14 protein-coding genes are annotated in these 16648 nt (G+C 68.0%); 10 read left to right on the forward strand and 4 right to left on the reverse strand.

The window, feature by feature from the left end; genetic code table 11:
• The first annotated feature begins 660 nt into the window (after positions 1 to 660).
• The 4 genes from folE (at position 661) to N5D91_RS12740 (ending at position 6939) form a co-directional block, all read left to right on the forward strand.
• Positions 661 to 1272: a GTP cyclohydrolase I FolE gene (gene folE, locus N5D91_RS12725; RefSeq protein ID WP_004141296.1), complete on the forward strand. Its 612-nt coding sequence runs from the start codon at positions 661 to 663 to the stop codon at positions 1270 to 1272.
• Between the two features lie 112 nt (positions 1273 to 1384).
• Positions 1385 to 2854 carry a DUF3375 domain-containing protein gene (locus tag N5D91_RS12730; protein WP_180854315.1) on the forward strand — a complete coding sequence of 490 codons (1470 nt, stop codon included), beginning with the start codon at positions 1385 to 1387 and terminating at the stop codon, positions 2852 to 2854.
• A complete protein-coding gene (locus tag N5D91_RS12735; protein WP_005421303.1) occupies positions 2841 to 3542 on the forward strand; it encodes a DUF4194 domain-containing protein in 702 nt (233 codons plus the stop codon). Before N5D91_RS12730 ends, N5D91_RS12735 begins: the two co-directional genes overlap by 14 nt.
• A 16-nt stretch (positions 3543 to 3558) precedes the next feature.
• Positions 3559 to 6939, forward strand: coding sequence for an SbcC/MukB-like Walker B domain-containing protein (locus N5D91_RS12740; RefSeq protein ID WP_049446864.1), 3381 nt, complete (start codon positions 3559 to 3561; stop codon positions 6937 to 6939).
• A 106-nt stretch (positions 6940 to 7045) separates the two neighbouring features.
• Here N5D91_RS12740 and N5D91_RS12745 read toward each other — a convergent pair whose 3' ends face one another.
• Positions 7046 to 7825 carry a TSUP family transporter gene (locus N5D91_RS12745; RefSeq protein WP_164162829.1) on the reverse strand — a complete coding sequence of 260 codons (780 nt, stop codon included), beginning with the start codon at positions 7823 to 7825 and terminating at the stop codon, positions 7046 to 7048.
• Positions 7826 to 7927: 102 nt separating this feature from the next.
• Here N5D91_RS12745 and N5D91_RS12750 point away from each other — a divergent pair, with 102 nt between their 5' ends.
• Positions 7928 to 8320, forward strand: a complete 393-nt coding sequence (locus N5D91_RS12750; protein ID WP_180854316.1) for a YchJ family protein — start codon at positions 7928 to 7930, stop codon at positions 8318 to 8320.
• Between the two features lie 3 nt (positions 8321 to 8323).
• On the opposite strand, the gene N5D91_RS12755 is transcribed toward N5D91_RS12750, so the two are convergent.
• On the reverse strand, positions 8324 to 9604 hold the full coding sequence (locus N5D91_RS12755; RefSeq protein ID WP_180854317.1) for a GGDEF domain-containing protein: 1281 nt from the start codon (positions 9602 to 9604) through the stop codon (positions 8324 to 8326).
• A 149-nt stretch (positions 9605 to 9753) separates the two neighbouring features.
• Here N5D91_RS12755 and egtB point away from each other — a divergent pair, with 149 nt between their 5' ends.
• The 5 genes from egtB (at position 9754) to N5D91_RS12780 (ending at position 15081) form a co-directional block, all read left to right on the forward strand.
• The gene (gene egtB, locus N5D91_RS12760; RefSeq protein ID WP_180854318.1) at positions 9754 to 11025 is read left to right on the forward strand and encodes an ergothioneine biosynthesis protein EgtB; all 1272 of its coding nucleotides are present in this window, start codon (positions 9754 to 9756) and stop codon (positions 11023 to 11025) included.
• Positions 11022 to 11996 (forward strand): L-histidine N(alpha)-methyltransferase, encoded by a 975-nt coding sequence (gene egtD, locus N5D91_RS12765; RefSeq protein WP_180854319.1) that lies wholly within the window; start codon positions 11022 to 11024, stop codon positions 11994 to 11996. The genes egtB and egtD overlap by 4 nt, the downstream gene beginning before the upstream one ends.
• 84 nt (positions 11997 to 12080) lie before the next feature.
• Positions 12081 to 13349, forward strand: coding sequence for a lytic murein transglycosylase (locus tag N5D91_RS12770; RefSeq protein ID WP_153856613.1), 1269 nt, complete (start codon positions 12081 to 12083; stop codon positions 13347 to 13349).
• A gap of 40 nt (positions 13350 to 13389) precedes the next feature.
• Positions 13390 to 14256 carry a D-hexose-6-phosphate mutarotase gene (locus N5D91_RS12775; protein ID WP_153856612.1) on the forward strand — a complete coding sequence of 289 codons (867 nt, stop codon included), beginning with the start codon at positions 13390 to 13392 and terminating at the stop codon, positions 14254 to 14256.
• Positions 14257 to 14307: 51 nt separating this feature from the next.
• The gene (locus N5D91_RS12780) at positions 14308 to 15081 is read left to right on the forward strand and encodes a DUF2628 domain-containing protein (protein ID WP_110714199.1); all 774 of its coding nucleotides are present in this window, start codon (positions 14308 to 14310) and stop codon (positions 15079 to 15081) included.
• A 6-nt stretch (positions 15082 to 15087) separates the two neighbouring features.
• Here N5D91_RS12780 and N5D91_RS12785 read toward each other — a convergent pair whose 3' ends face one another.
• Positions 15088 to 16275, reverse strand: coding sequence for a benzoate/H(+) symporter BenE family transporter (locus N5D91_RS12785; RefSeq protein WP_110714198.1), 1188 nt, complete (start codon positions 16273 to 16275; stop codon positions 15088 to 15090).
• Positions 16276 to 16398: 123 nt separating this feature from the next.
• A partial coding sequence (locus N5D91_RS12790) for a hypothetical protein (RefSeq protein WP_279907694.1) occupies positions 16399 to 16648 on the reverse strand: 250 nt, incomplete at its 5' end.

Consider the following 16648-nt stretch of genomic DNA (forward strand, 5'->3'; position numbering starts at 1 on the left):
GGGGCCGGACGGTGCAGGACACGCCGTGAACCCCCCTCCGGGGTCCGGCTCAGCCGCTGGCGGCTGTGCGTTCGGGCGCTTGCGAGGCATGCCTCGCAAGCAAGCGCCCTCACCCTTGGGGGCTCGGCCGCGGCTTGCTCGTGTGCGCGTCCTGCGCACACGGCAAGACCGGCGTTGGGCGTCCTGCCCAACCCGCCCGAGGCATGCCTCGGGCCCATGCCGCGGACGGTCCTGCCCCGCCCGGCCCCCGCTGCCCGCCCATAACCCCGCGGGCGCGGTGGGCTGGCTCTTTAAAGGCAGAAGCAGAAGCAGTGCGGACCAACGGTCCGCACCCACCAAAGCAGAAGACACCACAGCAGCGGCGCGCTGCTTCCGAAGCCATGAACCCCTGCTTTTGACCCCGCTTTCGGGTGGTCCGGCCGCGCCCGCAGGAAACCGTCAAGGAGGGGGACAGGGGACTGCGCAGGACCGTTGGCGCCATGGATGGCGCCATCGAGCCCCCAGGGATGGGTTCACGGCGTGTCCTGCGCAGTCCCCTGTCCCCCTCCAAAGCGATAGCAACGACGTGCCAACAACGACCCCCCGATGAACCGTCCCAACAGGACGACCCACCCCCCGGTCGGGTACGATGCTCGCCCCCCGTTCGGGACGCTGTACGCAATGAGCAAGAACAACGAAAAGGCCGCCCCGCAGGGCGACGTGACCCAGGACCAGGCCGAGGATGCCGTGCGCACCCTGCTGCGCTGGGCCGGTGAGGACCCGTCCCGTGAAGGCCTGCTGGATACCCCCCGCCGTGTCGCCGAAGCCTATGGCGACTGGTTCAGCGGTTACCGCGACGACCCGCGCGCCTACATGGAGCGGACCTTCGAGGAAGTGGCCGGCTATGACGAACTGATCGTCCTGCGCGACATCGAATACGAAAGCCACTGCGAGCACCACATGGCGCCGATCATCGGCCGCGTGCACGTCGGCTACCTGCCGGCCGGCAAGGTGGTGGGCATCAGCAAGCTGGCCCGTGTCGTCGAAGCCTACGCCCGCCGTTTCCAGGTGCAGGAGAAGATGACCGCGCAGATCGCCCAGTGCATCCAGGATGTGCTGCAGCCGATCGGTGTCGGCGTGGTCGTCGAAGGCGCCCACGAGTGCATGACCACCCGCGGCATCCACAAGCGCGGCGTCAGCATGGTCACCTCGAAGATGCTGGGCAGCTTCCGCGACGACGCGCGGACCCGCGCCGAGTTCCTGCGCTTCATCGAAGTGGGCGGCAAGCGCTGAGCCGCTTGCCCGCACCCCGCCGGCCCCTGGTGGCCGGCATGCCCACGGCTGCCCGCACGGCCGCCGTGCGCGGCTGCTCGTCCCCGCCAGCCCTCATGACTCCTTTCGCTGCATGAAGCATCGCGAACGCATCTCCCGTTACCGCCATCTGCGCGAACAGCCCCAGTGGAAGCTGCTCGCCGCCGACCACGCTCCGGAAATCATCGGCCTGCTGCAGGGGCTGCTGATGGACGGCGAGCGCACGCTGTCGTCGTCGGTGCTCAACGAGCGCCTGCAACGTGCGCTGGACCAGCTCAACGGCGACGAACTGTCGCGCGACCTGCCGCGTACCGCGCAGGCCTACATCGCGCACTGGCTGGCCCAGGGCTGGCTGGAACGCCGCCTGCCCGAAGGTGCCGATCAGGAGCAGTACGAGCTGTCGACCGCAGCGCTGCAGGCGATCCGCTTCGCCGATGGCCTGGAGCAGGCCCGCGTGGCTGCCACCGAAAGCCGCCTGGCGCTGGTCATCGAACAGCTCTCGCAGCTGGCCGCGCAGACCGAATCCGATCCGGACGCGCGCCTGTCGGCGTTGCGCGACGAGCGCGACCGCATCGACGCCGAGATCGCCCGCGTCGGCGCTGGCCGCGTGATCGCGCTGGATGGCAAGCGCGCGCTGGAACGTGCGCGCCAGATCATCGGCCTGGCCGACGAGCTGACCGAGGACTTCCGCCGCGTGCGCGACGACTTCGAGCAGCTCAACCGCGATTTCCGCGAGCGCATCATCGACGACGAGGGCGAGCGTGGCGACGTGCTGTCGCAGTTGTTCGAAGGCGTGGACGTGATCGGCGAGAGCGATGCCGGCCGCAGCTTCCAGGCGTTCTGGCGCCTGCTCAACGACGCCGAACAGAGCGCCCAGCTCGATGCTGCGCTGGAAGCGGTGCTGGCGCGTGGCTTTGCGCGCCGCCTGGACCGCAACGAACGCAACTTCCTGCGTGGCTTCACCAGCACCATGCTCGAGCGCGGTGGCCAGGTACACGATGTGCTGCAGAACTTCGCGCGCAGCCTGCGCGGCTTCGTGCAGAGCCGTGGCTACCTGGAACAGCGCCGCCTCAACCAGCTGCTGAAGCAGGCGCAGTCCGAAGCGCTGGCGCTGCGCGACGAGTTCCCCGCACAGCGCGGCATCGGCCGTGACCTGCAGCTGACCACCAGCCGCCTGCGTTCGTGGTCGCAGTGGAAGCTGCATGATCCACGCAGTGCCCAGGTCGATGGCAACGTCGAGTACAACGACGCGGCCGCGATCAGCCTGGAGAGTGTCGGCGATCTGGTCGCTTCGTCCGAAATCGACTTCCGCACCCTGCGCCGCGACCTGCACGACCTGCTCGATGCACAGCCGCGGCTCAGCATCGCCCAGGCCCTGTCGCAGCGCGAGGCGCCGCAGGGTCTTGGCAGCGTCATCGGCTATCTGTCGCTGGGCACGCGCTTCGGCAACGTGGTCGCCGGCGAGCAGGAGCTTGCCGAATGGCGTGGTGGCGACGGCCAGATCCGTCGCGCCCGCATCCCGCTGGTTTGGTTCACCCAGGAGAGACGCCATGAGCTGGCATGAAGATCCCATCGACGCACCGCAGGCCGACGTGGCGGAAGACGCCTACGAAGCCGAACCGGTGGCGGCCGTGGCGCAGCCCCGCCGTGGCAACGACGTGTACTACCTCGGCGATACCGGGCGCCTGCCGCTGGATGCGCGCCGCGCGCTGTGCCAGCTGCTGATCGGCCCCAGCATCGACCAGCTGCGCCACGCCAAGCTGTGGCCGGCACTTATCCGCAGCGAGGCGGCCATCCGCTCGTCGCTGGCGGACCTGTTCCTGGAACTGGTGCTCGACCGCGACAGCGGCGTGGCGTTCACCCGCCAGGCCGATACCGAAGACGTTGATGCGCCGGTACTGCTGCGCACCTCGCCGCTGACCTTCATCGATTCGGTGCTGCTGCTATATCTGCGCCAGCAGCTGGCCGAGGCCGATGCGCGCGGCAACCGCGCGGTGGTCGCCGACGCCGAGATGGCCGAAGCGCTGGCCATCTACGAAAAGAACCTGTCCACCGACCGCGCCGGCTTCAACCGCCGCGTCGCTTCGGCGGTGCAGAAGATGAAGGACAACCACATCCTGACCCGCCTCAGCGGCCAGGAAGACCGCCACGAAGTCTCGCCGGCGCTGAAGCTGCTGTTCTCCGCCGAAGACGTGTCCCAGCTTTCGGCGGTGTACCGCCAGCTGCGCGAAACCCCGGCCGCCGAGGCCTGAGAGACCCGACCATCGCATGGCTATCTCCAAGCACACTCCCGCCCTGTTCAACGAAGGCCTGCCGGACCCGCGCCTGCAGCAGTTCCGCATGCGCCGCCTGCAGGTGCACAACTGGGGCACCTTCAACGGCCTGACCGAAGTACCGATCGCCGAGCGCGGCTTCCTGTTCGTCGGCCGTTCCGGCTCGGGCAAGTCGACCCTGCTCGATGCCATGTCCGCGCTGCTGACGCCGCCGGCCATCGTCGACTTCAATGCGGCCGCGCGTGAAGCCGAGCGCAGTGGCCGCGACCGCAACCTGGTGTCCTACGTGCGTGGCGCCTGGGCCGACCAGCAGGACAGCGGCACCGGCGAAATCGCCACCCAGTACCTGCGCAAGGGCGCGACCTGGACCGCACTGGTGCTGGAATACCGCGCCGGCGATGGCCGCGTGGTCAGCCTGGTGCGCCTGCTGTGGATCTCCGGCAATGGCACCTCGGCCGGCGACGTGCGCAAGCACTACATGATTGCCGAGCGCCCGTTCGACATCGCCAAGGATCTCGGCGGCTTCGACCTGGACCTGCGCAAGCTCAAGCAGAAGCTGTCCGACCTGCACCACTTCGACACCTTCTCCGGCTATGCCGAGCGCTTCCGCGACCTGCTCGGCATCGACAACGAAATGGCGCTGCGCCTGCTGCACAAGACGCAGTCGGCGAAGAACCTGGGCGACCTCAACGTCTTCCTGCGCGACTTCATGCTCGACACGCCGAAGACCTTCGACGCCGCCGAGCGCCTGGTCAGCGACTTCGCCGAGCTCGATGGCGCGCACCAGGCCGTGGTCACCGCGCGCCGCCAGGTGGAAACCCTGCTGCCGGCACGCGCCTACTACAACGACCTGAAGGAAATGCACCGCCAGCGTGGCGACGACGAAGCACTGAAGCTCGGCGTCGACAGCTTCCGCGAAAGCCGCCGCCAGGCGCTGATCGAAGCGCGCCTGCGCGAGATGGACGTGCGTGACCGTGGCCTGCTCGGCGAAGAGGCCCAGCGCCGCGCCGCGCTGGACAACCACACCGAGCGCCTGGCCGAACTGGAACTGCAGCGCCGCCAGCAGGGCGGCGAACGCATCGAGGAACTGGAACGCGAGCAGGGCCGCGCCGAAGCCGAGCGCGACCGCCGCAAGGCCAAGCGTGACCAGGCCCAGGAAGCGGCGCAGCAGCTGCAGGCCGAACTGCCCGACGATGCCCATGGCTTCGCCGAGCTGGTCGAGCGCGCGCAGAACGAACTGCAGGACCGCCAGCGTGCCTCGGCGGCACTGGACGATGCGATCAGCGATCGCCTCGGCGGCAAGCGCGACGACGAGCGCCGCTTCGGTGAAGTGCGCAGCGAACTCGAAGCGATGCAGCGCACCCCCTCGAACATCCCGGCGCCGATGCAGAAGCTGCGTGCGCGCCTGGCCGAGGAAACCGGCATCGCCGAAGCGGCGCTGCCCTTCGTCGGCGAGCTGATCCAGGTCCGCTCGGAAGAGCAGGGCTGGCAGGGCGCCATCGAGCGCGTGCTGGGCGGATTCGCGCTGTCGCTGCTGGTCGATGACAAGCACTACAATGACGTCGCCGAGTGGGTGAACCGTACCCATCTGGGCATGCGCTTCACCTACTACCGCGTGCGCCGCAACGATGATGCGTTCGCGCGCGAGCCGTCGGCGAAGTCGCTGCTGCACAAGCTGGAACTGCGCGAGCACGTGTTCGAAAGCTGGTTGCGCCGCGAGCTCGGCAAGCGCTTCGACTACGAGTGCGTGGATGCCAAGCAGCTGCGCAACGTCGACCGCGGCATCACCCGAGAAGGCCAGGTCAAGCATCCGGGCGACCGCTTCGAGAAGGACGACCGCAGTGCGGTGGGCGACCGTCGTCGCTGGATCCTGGGCTTCAACAACCACGACAAGGTGGGCGCCTTCGAGCGCGAAGCACAGGAACTGGCCAAGCGCATCGCCAGCTGCGAGACCGACATCGCACGCCTGCGCGGCCAGCGCGACCGCGACAATGAGCGCCGCCTGGCCTGCCACGAGCTGGTCAGCATCAGCTGGAACGAGATCGACATCGCTGCCCCGCAGCAGCGCCTGAGCGATATCGAAGCGACCCTGCGCGACCTGCGTGAAGGCAACGCCGACCTCGCCAAGCTGGCCAAGCAGATCGACGCCGTGCGCGCCGACATCGAACAATCCCGCCGCACCTATGAAGACGTCCGTGTCGAGCGTGGCCAGCTGGTCAAGGAACGTGATCGCCTCGACCGCGCCCGCCAGCAGAGCCGTGCGCTGGTGCTGCCGAGCCTGGCCCAGGAGCAGGAAGCCGGGCTGGCCGAGCGCCTGCAGGAGCAGGGCCCGCTCAGCCTGGAAACGCTGGAAGCGCACATGCGCCAGGTCAGCAACGCGCTGAACGAGCAGCTGTCGTCCTCGCAGCAGGACCTCAACCGCATCGAGAACCAGCTGATCGGCTGCTTCCGTCGCTTCATCCAGCAATGGCCGGAGGAATCGGGCGACTTCACCGTTTCGGTGGCCTCGGCCGAGGACTTCCTCGCCCGCCTCGAGCGCCTGGAACGCGATGGCCTGCCGCAGCACGAAGAGCGCTTCTTCGACCTGCTGCAGAACCAGAGCAAGAACAACCTGCTGGCCCTGCAGCGCCACAGCGCCGAGGCCCGCAAGTCGATCGGCCAGCGCCTGGACGAAGTGAACGCCAGCCTGGAACAGGTGCCGTTCAACCGTGGCACGCTGCTGACCATCGAACTGAGCGACCGCCGCCTGCCGGAAGTCGGCGAGTTCCACCTGCAGCTGCGCGAGGTGCTGTCGCAGCAGCAGACCGAGCAGCGCGAGCTGGCCGAATCGCAGTTCACCGTGCTGCGCCAGCTGGTCAACCGCCTCGGTTCGCAGGAAGGTGAGGACAAGCGCTGGCGCGAGCTGGTGCTGGACGTGCGCATGCACGTGGAGTTCATCGGCGTCGAGCTGGATGCGGAAACGCGCCAGCAGGTCGAGATCTACCGCAGCGGTGCCGGCAAGTCCGGCGGCCAGCGCCAGAAGCTGGCCACTACCTGCCTGGCTGCGGCACTGCGCTACCAGCTCGGCGGTGCCGACAGCCAGCTGCCCAGCTACGCCGCCGTCGTGCTCGACGAAGCCTTCGACAAGGCCGACAACGAGTTCACCGCACTGGCGATGAACATCTTCGACAACTTCGGCTTCCAGATGGTGGTCGCCACCCCGCTGAAGTCGGTGATGACGCTGGAGCCGTTCATCGGTGGCGCCTGCTTCGTCGAAATCAGCGGCCGCCACGACTCCGGCGTGCTGCTGATCGAGTACGACGAAGAAGGCAAGCGCCTGAAGCTGCCCGAGCGCAGCCGCCAGCAGGCCAACGAACCGGAAGAAGCCGAGGCCTGACCGCCTCGGTCCAGCGACCTGTAGAGCCGAGCCATGCTCGGCTGCTCTTCGCGATCGGAAACCGTGTGCCAACCAAGGTTGGCACCTACCGGATCATGACGCTCGTTCATGCTCCGCGGAACGTATCCCACGCCATCCGCGCGATCAGCACCACCACCAGCCCCACGAACAGCTTGCGGATGAACGGCGTGCCGCCCTTCAGCGCCAACCGCGTGCCCACCACCGAACCGATGATGTTGGCCGCCGCCATCGGCAGCGCGAACAGCCACAGGATGTTGCCGGTCGGCACGAAGAACGAGATCGCTGCAACATTCGTCGCCAGGTTCACCACCTTCGACGCCGCCGAGGCGCGCAGGAAATCCAAGCCGAAGAAGCGCACGAACAGGAAGATCAGGAAGCTGCCGGTGCCCGGCCCGAAGAAGCCATCGTAGAAGCCGATCGCTGCACCGATCGCCAGCGCGATCACCAGCTCGCGGCGGCCGATCTCCTGCGGCCGGTGCAGCGCGCCGAAGTCCTTTTTCCACAACGTGTAGGCCAGCATCGCGATCAGCAGCACCAGCACCAGTGGGCGCACCGCGTCCTTGGGCAGCAGGCTCACCGCAGTGGCCCCGGCGAAGGAGAAGACGAAGGCGGTGCCGGCCGCGAACAGCACCGGCTTCCACGGGAAGCGCACGTTGCGCGCATAGCGCCAGGCAGCCGCACCGGTGCCGAACATCGAACTGAACTTGTTGGTACCAAACAGCATCGCCGGCGTCTGCTGCGGCAGCACCGTGAACAGGCCGGGCAGCTGCACCAGGCCACCGCCACCCACGGCGGCATCCACAAGACCGGCGATGAAGGCGATCACCACCAGCCACCACAACTCAGGGGGAACCAGTTCCAGCACGGCGATCAATCAAGGTGGGGGCGCGACAGCATACGCCTGTCCTGCTTCAGCTGGCCCGTGCCGCGCGTGGATCAATCCGCGCAACCCGGCGACAATGCCGGCATGAGCCGAAAACCCGCCGATCCCTGTCCCTGTGGCCTGCCCGCCGACTATGCTGCCTGCTGCGGCCGTTTCCATGCCGGTGAGGCCGCGCCCGATGCCGAGCGCCTGATGCGTTCGCGTTACAGCGCCTACGTGCGCGGTCTGGCCGACTACCTGCGCCAGAGCTGGCATCCGGACACGCGTCCGGCCGAGTTGTCGCTGGATGATGCGCCCGGCCAGCGTACCCATTGGCTGGGCCTGACCGTACACGAGCACACCGTCACCGGTACCGACAGCGCCGACGTCCGCTTCACCGCGCGCTATCGCGTCGGCGGCGGCAGTGCGGTCAAGATGACCGAACACAGCCGCTTCCAGCGCATCGACGGCCGCTGGTACTACCTCGACGCGGTCTGAGCCTCAGCCGCCACGCATGGCCAGCACGCGCTGGCCGGCATGCGCGTGCACCTGGTTGCGACCCCCGTCCTTGGCGACGTACAGCGCCTGGTCGGCGGCCTTGACCACCGCCATCGGGCGCGGATCCACATGGCTGTCGGCCAGGCCGATGCTCACCGTCACCTGTACCACCTGGCCGCTGCCACCGCGTCCGCGCTGCTGGCGGCCGGCTTCGTCATCGCGGCTGCGGGTGCTGCGGTCGCGCAGCTGCATGCGGGTCTCCTCGATGCTCTGCCGCAGCGCCTCCACGGTATCCATGCAGGCCGCCGCCGGGCGGTCCAGGAACACCACCGCGAACTCCTCACCGCCATAGCGGAACGCTCGACCACCGTCGCCAACCTTCGCCAGGCGCGAGGCCACCAGGCGCAGCACATCGTCGCCGGTGTCATGGCCGTGGGTATCGTTGAACGATTTGAAGTGGTCCACGTCCACCATCGCGATGCTGTAGGTGCCGCGTGCCCGCTGCAGGGTCTCGTTGAATGCCCGGCGTCCGGGCAGGCCGGTCAGCTCATCGCGGAAGGCCATGTGGAAGGACTCCTGCAGCATCGCACCCAGCATCAGCAGCAGGGCGGCACTGCTCAGCGCCGGCAGCAGCACCGGGTGCAGGAACACCCGTGGCAGCATCCACCACAGGCACAGCAGGGCCAGCAGCATCGCCGTATGCAGTGGGCGCGGGTGCCGCCACGCCTGCCAGCCCAGCGCAGCGGTGGCCAGCAGCAACAGCACTGCCGGCAACTGCGCGAGCGCATTCCAATCGGCCGGGATCCACGCCCAGTGGCGGTTCGACAGCAGATCGTGCATGCCACGCGGCTGCTGCGCGGCCAACAGCAGGAAGATCATCAACGCGGTGCCGCTGGCAATGCCGCGCAGCAGCAGGTCCTGGCGTCGGCGCCCGCGCTCCGGCCACAACGCCAGCCCGGCGAACAACAGCGGCAACCAGGCCGAGATGGCATGGAAGCGCAGCGGCGTCAGCGCGGCGACATGGCCACTGCGCAGGTAGCCAGCGACGTCCTGGTGCAGCAGCGCGAACATCACCGCCACGACCAGCAGCAGGCACAGCGTGCGCACCTGGTGGTAGAGCAGGGCCAGACCCGCACCGAGGCAGGCCAGCAGCCACGGCAGGACGCGCTGCGCCGGGCTGGCCACGTCCGCGGTATCCAATGCGGTCCACACCACCACGGCAACCAGCACGGCGGGCAGCACGAACAGGTAATGCGCAGGCTGGCGGAGCGGATGCAGGGGCAAGCAGGATTTCCAGCGCGGTGACGACGCGGCCGCAGCACTGCCGTTAGCGGCGTGCGTGCCTGCATCTTGAATGCGGGGGCCCATCCATGTGAACAAAGTGACGCCGAACCATGACATCGCACTCACCGCCCTGCGCCGATGCTGCCCACATGGACAGCGTACCCGCCGCCGTCGCTGCCCCGCAGCACGATCTCGCCCGCCAGTTCGCCCATGTACGGACGCGCAGCCTGCAGCTGGCCGCGCCGCTCAGTGCCGAGGACGCCATGCTGCAGAGCATGGCTGACGCCAGCCCGAGCAAATGGCACCTGGCCCACACCACCTGGTTCTTCGAACGCTTCGTGCTGGCGGGTTTCGCCACCGTGCCAGCGCATGACCCGGCCTGGGACTACCTGTTCAACAGCTACTACAAGAGCATCGGCCCGGCGCATGCGCGGCCACAGCGCGGGTTGCTGTCGCGGCCCTCGCTGCAGCAGGTGCGCGACTACCGCCAGCAGGTCGATGCACAGGTGCAATCGCGGTTGGCGGCGGGCGATCTCGATGAGCAGGCGCTGCAGCACCTGCAGTTGGGCCTGCAGCACGAACAGCAGCACCAGGAGCTGCTGCTCACCGACATCAAGCATGCGTTCTGGTGCAACCCGCTGCAGCCACCGTATCGCGAGGATCTGCGGCCCGTCGCCGGCGTCGCCACTGCGCAGGGCTGGGTCGAATCACCCGAGCGCATCGTCACCGTCGGCGCCGCAGCCTGGCCGCAGCACACCGCGTTCGCCTACGACAACGAAGCGCCAGAGCACCGCGTGCTGCTCCCCGCGCATGCATTGGCCGAGCGTCCCGTCAGCAATGCCGAGTACCGCGCCTTCATCGACGCCGGCGGCTACCGTGAACCGCGCTGGTGGCTCAGTGAAGGCTGGGCATTGCGTGAAGCCGAGGACTGGCGGCATCCGCTGTACTGGGATGACGCCCTGCAGCGCGAGTACACCCTGGGCGGTTGGCGCGAACTGGATCCGCACGCGCCGGTCTGCCACCTCAGCTACTACGAGGCCGATGCCTGCGCCCGCTGGGCCGGCGCGCGCCTGCCCAGCGAGTACGAGTGGGAAGCCGCTGCCGCGTCGCAGCCGCTGCGGGGACATTTCGCCGATGACGACCGGCTGCACCCGCAGGCAGCGCAGGGCAGTGGAATGCGGCAGCTGTTCGGCGATGTATGGGAATGGACCCACAGCGCGTATGGCGCCTACCCGGGCTTCCGCCCCTTCGCCGGCAACCTCGGTGAGTACAACGGCAAGTTCATGTGCGGGCAGTGGGTGCTGCGTGGTGGCAGCTGCGCCACGCCCCGCGGCCATGTGCGCGCCAGCTACCGCAACTTCTTCATGCCGCCGGCGCGCTGGCAGTTTTCCGGACTGCGCCTGGCCAGGGACCTCACATGAGCACCGTGCATGACGCGCTGCAGGCATTGACCGATCTCACCCCCGGGCGCCAGCAGATCCTCTCCGACGTGGTGGCCGGGTTGTCGCGCACGCCCCGGCAGCTGCCGTCCAAGTACTTCTACGATGCGCGTGGCTCGCGCCTGTTCGAGCAGATCACCCAGACTCCCGAGTACTACCCCACGCGGACCGAGTTGGCCCTGCTGGCGCGTGTGCTGCCGGACATCGCCCGGACCGTTGGACCACGCCTGCATGTGGTGGAGCTGGGCAGCGGCAGCGGACGCAAGACCGCGCAGCTGCTGGCCGCACTGCACGACCCTGTGGCCTACACGCCGATCGAGATCTCGCGGGCCGCGCTGCTGTCCAGCATCGACCATCTGGCACCGGCGCTGCCCGAGGTGGAGATGCTGCCGGTCTGTGCCGACTTCACCCGCCCCGTGGCCGTGCCCATGCCTGAACGCGAACCCGCGCGACGGCTGCTGTTCTTCCCCGGTTCCACGTTGGGCAACTTTGAAGGCGAAGACGCGGTCGCACTGCTGCGGGCGATGCGCCAGACCATGGGCCGCGACGGCCTGGCCCTGGTCGGCATCGACCTGCACAAGGACCCGGCGCTGATCGAAGCGGCCTACAACGATGCGCAGGGCGTCACTGCCGCATTCACCCTCAACCTGCTGACCCGGCTGAACCGCGAGATCGGCAGCGACTTCGACCTCGACGGCTTCCGCCACCGTGCCCGTTACAGCATCGCGCGGCTGCGCATCGAAACCGATCTGGTCAGCCGCTGGGCGCAGGATGTGCATCTGGATGGCCGCAGCTTCCACGTTGCCGCCGACGAACCGATCCGCGTGGAGTACAGCCACAAGTACACCGACCACAGCTTCGAAGCGCTGCAGCAGCAGGCGGGCCTGCAGGTCACGCAGCGCTGGGACGCCGACAGTCCCGCCTATGGCCTGCGCCTGCTGCGCACCGCCTAGGGCGGACGGCCAGCGGGTGCCGCTTCAGGTTGAGCGACACCGGTGCCCCTAAGATGGCCGTGCAACGGCAACACGGAGGACGCCATGCCCATTCTGACCACGCTCGGCCTGGCGGCCGCTCTCGCCTCGCCCCCCGCGTTGCCTGCAGCACCGGATGCCAGCGTCGATCCGGCCTTCAGCCGCTGCCTGACGGACCTGCAGGCCACGGCCGCCAGCCAGGGCATCAGTGCCGATCGCTTCAATGAAATCACCGCTGGGCTCACCCCGGACCCCAGTGTGCTTGGCCTGCTCGATGCGCAGCCGGAATTCACCACACCGATCTGGGACTACCTGGCCGCGCTGGTCGATCGCCAGCGCGTGGCTGATGGTCGCGCCATGCTGGAGCAGCATCGCGACCTGCTCGATCGGGTGTCGGCGCAGTACGGTGTCGATGCCGCCACCATCGTCGCGGTCTGGGGCGTGGAGAGCGACTACGGCCGCGTGTTCGGCAAACGTCCCCTGCTGCAGTCACTGGCCACGCTGTCCTGCGCCGGCCGTCGCCAGCCGTTCTTCCGCGGTGAACTGCTGGCGCTGCTCAAGCTGATCGACCGCGGAGACCTGCAGGCACAGGGGCTCACCGGTTCCTGGGCCGGTGCCTTCGGGCACACCCAGTTCATGCCCAGCACCTATGCACGCATTGCCGTGGACGGGGATGGCGATGGCCGCCGCGATCTGGTCGGCAGCATTCCCGATGCACTGGCCTCCACTGCCAACTACCTCAAGCGCGCCGGCTGGCGCAGTGGCGAGCCGTGGGGCATGGAAGTTCGCGTTCCCGCTGGCTTCAACGCCAGCCAGGCCGGACGTACCCAGCGTCGTGCCCTGGCCGACTGGCGTGCGCAGGGCGTGACCGCGCTGGACGGCAGCGTGCTGGCTCCGGCCAACCTGCCCGCCGACGCGCGCGCCGCCCTGCTGCTGCCGGCCGGCAACAAGGGCCCCGCGTTGCTGGTGTTCCGCAACTACGACGCGATCTACAGCTACAACGCGGCTGAAAGCTATGCGCTGGCGATCGCCACGCTGGCTGACCAGCTGCGTGGCGGCAGCGGGTTGGCCACCGCCTGGCCGACCGACGACCCGGGCCTGGGCCGCGATGAGCGCCGCCAGCTGCAGGCCCTGCTGCTGGCGCGTGGCTACGACATCGGCAGCGCCGACGGCATGATCGGTACTGCCACCCGTCGCGCGATCCAGTCCGAGCAGCAGCGCCTCGGCTGGGCCAATGCCGATGGGCGTGCCGGGCAACGCATTCTGCGTGCACTGCAGGAAGAGGCTGCTGCTGCAGCACCCAGCGCGCAGAAGGCCTTGCCCCAGGCACGCTGACCGCGACATCATCGCCGCGGTCTTCAAGGAGCGTCATCGCATGCAGTCGAATCCGGACATCAGCAGCGGCCTGTATCACGGGCTGGAGGCCTGGCACGTGCGCACCCCCAGCGCGACGGCGGTCATCAGCGTGTTCGGCGGACAGCTGCTGTCGTTCATTCCGCAGGGGCAGCCGGACCTGCTGTGGCTGTCGCCCACGCGCGCCGCACTGCCGACGCCGATCCGCGGTGGTGTGCCGGTGTGCTGGCCGTGGTTTGGCCGCCAGGGCCAGAACAATGATGTGCCCGCGCATGGCCTGGTGCGCACCGCGCGCTGGGAGCTGCAGCAGGTACAGCAGGGCGACGCGGGAGAGCTGGTGCTGCAGCTGGCGCCGCCACTGCCTGCCGATCTCGGCTTGTGCCTGCAGATGCAGCTGCGCATCGGCCACCAGCTGCACCAGCAGTTGACCACCGGGAACGCTGGAACAACGTCGGTGACCTTCACCCAGGCCCTGCACAGCTATTTCCGGGTAGGCGATGCCGAGCGCGTCGAGGTCGATGGTCTCGATGGCCTGCAGTATCTGGACAAGTACGAGGACTATGCACAGTCGCGCCAGCAGCAGGGGCCGTGGTCACTGCGTGATCCGCGTGATCCCGGCCGCAGTGATCGCATCTATACCGGTGCCAAGGGGCACTATGTACTGCGCGATCCGGTCCTGCAGCGGCGGATCGAGATCCGCAGCGAAGGCAGCCAGACGCTGGTGGCCTGGAATCCCGGTGCGGAGGCGGCAGCGAAAATGGCCGATGTCGGCGAGGGCTGGCGCGATTACGTCTGCCTGGAGGTGGCCAATGCCGGCCCCGACCAGATCACGCTTGCGCCGGGCGCGCGCCATCAATTGATACAGACCCTGGCCAGTACCCCGCTGTAGTGGGGGGCCGGCAGTCCCGTTTTGAAGAAGTGACCCGAAAGGATGGAGAACATGCAGGAAGCACAGTGGTGGTATGCCAACAGCAGGCAGAGCGAAGGACCGGTGGACCTGGCCGGCCTGCGTCGCCTGCAGCAGGACGGGACGGTGACGGCGCGCACGCTGCTCTGGTGCGAAGGCATGCCGTCGTGGCGGCCGTTGGCGGAGCTGGATCAGGCCGCAACGCAGGTCGAGGTGGCTCCGGTCCTGGATATCGACGCAGCGCCTGCGGCTGAGGGCATTGCGCCGAGTGTCGGCGATCCGTCCGATCCCTACCGTGCACCGGTTGCGGCACCGGAGACGGCCGCGGCGGCTGGGCTGGAGGGCGACATGGCGCTGTATGCCAGTGTGGTCGGTGGCAACTTCCCGATCTATCGCCAGCGTTGGCGGCTGGATCAGGGCATCGCCACGGGCAGTGGCACCTGGCACTGGCCGGCATTCCTGCTCGGCCTGATCTGGATGATGTATCGCAAGATGTACCGCCTGGCGGCGATGTGGGTTGGCCTGCTGCTGCTGGTCAGCGTGGTCGAGACCCTGCTGGATGTGCCGGATGGCCTGTCGCTGGTCATCACCTTCGCGCTCAGCATCACCACCGGGATCTTTGGCAACAGCTGGTACCTGGCACACTGCCAGCGCCTGATCGCCCAGGCCCGTACCGTGACCGGCGGCGATGATGCACGGCTGCGCAGCGAGCTGAGCGCACGCGGCGGCACCAGCGTGGTCGCCACGCTGATCGCCATCGTCATTGCGGTGGTGCTGAGCATCGTGGGTGCCGCATTGGCGGGGTAGGCCGGGTCAGCGGCCCTGACCCGGCCGCAGCACCAGCAGGCACAGCGCACCGGCCACCAGGCCCCAGAACGCCGAGCCGATGCCGGCCAGTGAGACGCCCGAGGCGGTCACCAGGAAGGTGACCAGTGCCGCCTCGCGGTCCCGCTCAAGCGCCAGCGCACTGGCCAGACTGTTGGCGATGGTGCCGAACAGCGCGATACCGGCCACACAGGCCACCAGTTCCTTCGGGAAGGCGGCGAACAGTGCCGCCACGGTGGCACCGAACAATCCGATGATGATGTAGAAGGCGCCTGCCGCCATGGCCGCGGTATAGCGTCGTGCCGGGTCCTCATGTGCATCGCGGCCCATGCAGATCGCGGCGGTGATCGCCGCCAGGTTCAGCGCATACGCACCGAACGGCGCCAGCAGGGTGTTGACCACACCGATCCAGCCGATCAGCGGTGATACCGGGGCGTCATAACCGGACGCACGCATCACTGCCACGCCCGGAATGTTCTGCGAGGCCATGGTGACCACGAACAGGGGCAGGGCGATGCCGGCCACGGCGGTCCAGGACAAGGACGGGGTCACCCATTGCGGCACCGCCAGTTGCAGCTGCACCTGCTGTGCGTGCAGCAGGCCACGGCTGGCCGCGACCGCGATGCCGACCAGCAGGGTGGCGATGACCGCATAGCGCGGGAACAGGCGGCGTCCGGCCAGCCAGGTGGCGAACATGGCCAGCGCCAGTACCAGCTGGGTGTTCATGGCCACGAACACGTCCAGACCGAAGCGCAGCAGCACCCCGGCCAGCATGCCGGCGGCCAGCGCCATCGGCACCCGCTGCATCAACCGGGCGAAGATGCCGGAGAAGCCAGCCAGCATGCCCAGTACCGCGGCGAGCAGGAATGCACCGGTGGCCTCGGAAAGCGATGCGCCGCCGGCACCGACCACCAGCATCGCCGCGCCCGGTGTCGACCATGCGGTCACCACCGGTACCCGATAGCGCAGTGACAGCCCGATGCAGGTGACACCCATGCCCAGTCCCAGTGCCCACATCCATGAGGCGATCTGCGCCTGGTCAGCACCGACGGCCTGTGCCGCCTGGAACACGATGACGGCCGAACTGGCGAAGCCGACCAGCACAGTAATGAAGCCGGCAACGAGGGCCGGTACTGAAAGGTCGCGCCACCACGCTTGCCGCACCTGCATGTTCATTGCCGTCTCTCCACCGTGCATCCGTGCATTGATAGCCCTTGTGGCGTTGACCGCGCAACGCGCGGTCAACGCCACAGTGATCTTCGAGCGTACGTCATGCGTGATGTTGCGTTGGTTCTGTCATCACCCTGCAAAAAAATGCTTGACGAAATCTGCAGGATCTCTAGAATTCGCTCCCTTGCTGCAGCGCACCGCTTCTTCGGAAACGGCACGCGAACAGCAACGCCACCACCGACGAACGAGATGATCGAACGAAGGTGTTGACGGACTCGAAAAGTCCGGCATAATAGGCGGCTCGCAACGACGAAAGACCCTCGGGTCCAACGACGAAGCAGCATCGGCAACAACGTCCACTCCGGTGAGACGGCCTTGA

Source organism: Stenotrophomonas sp. GD03794 (genome assembly GCF_029842145.1).
GTDB classification, from domain to species: domain Bacteria; phylum Pseudomonadota; class Gammaproteobacteria; order Xanthomonadales; family Xanthomonadaceae; genus Stenotrophomonas; species Stenotrophomonas riyadhensis.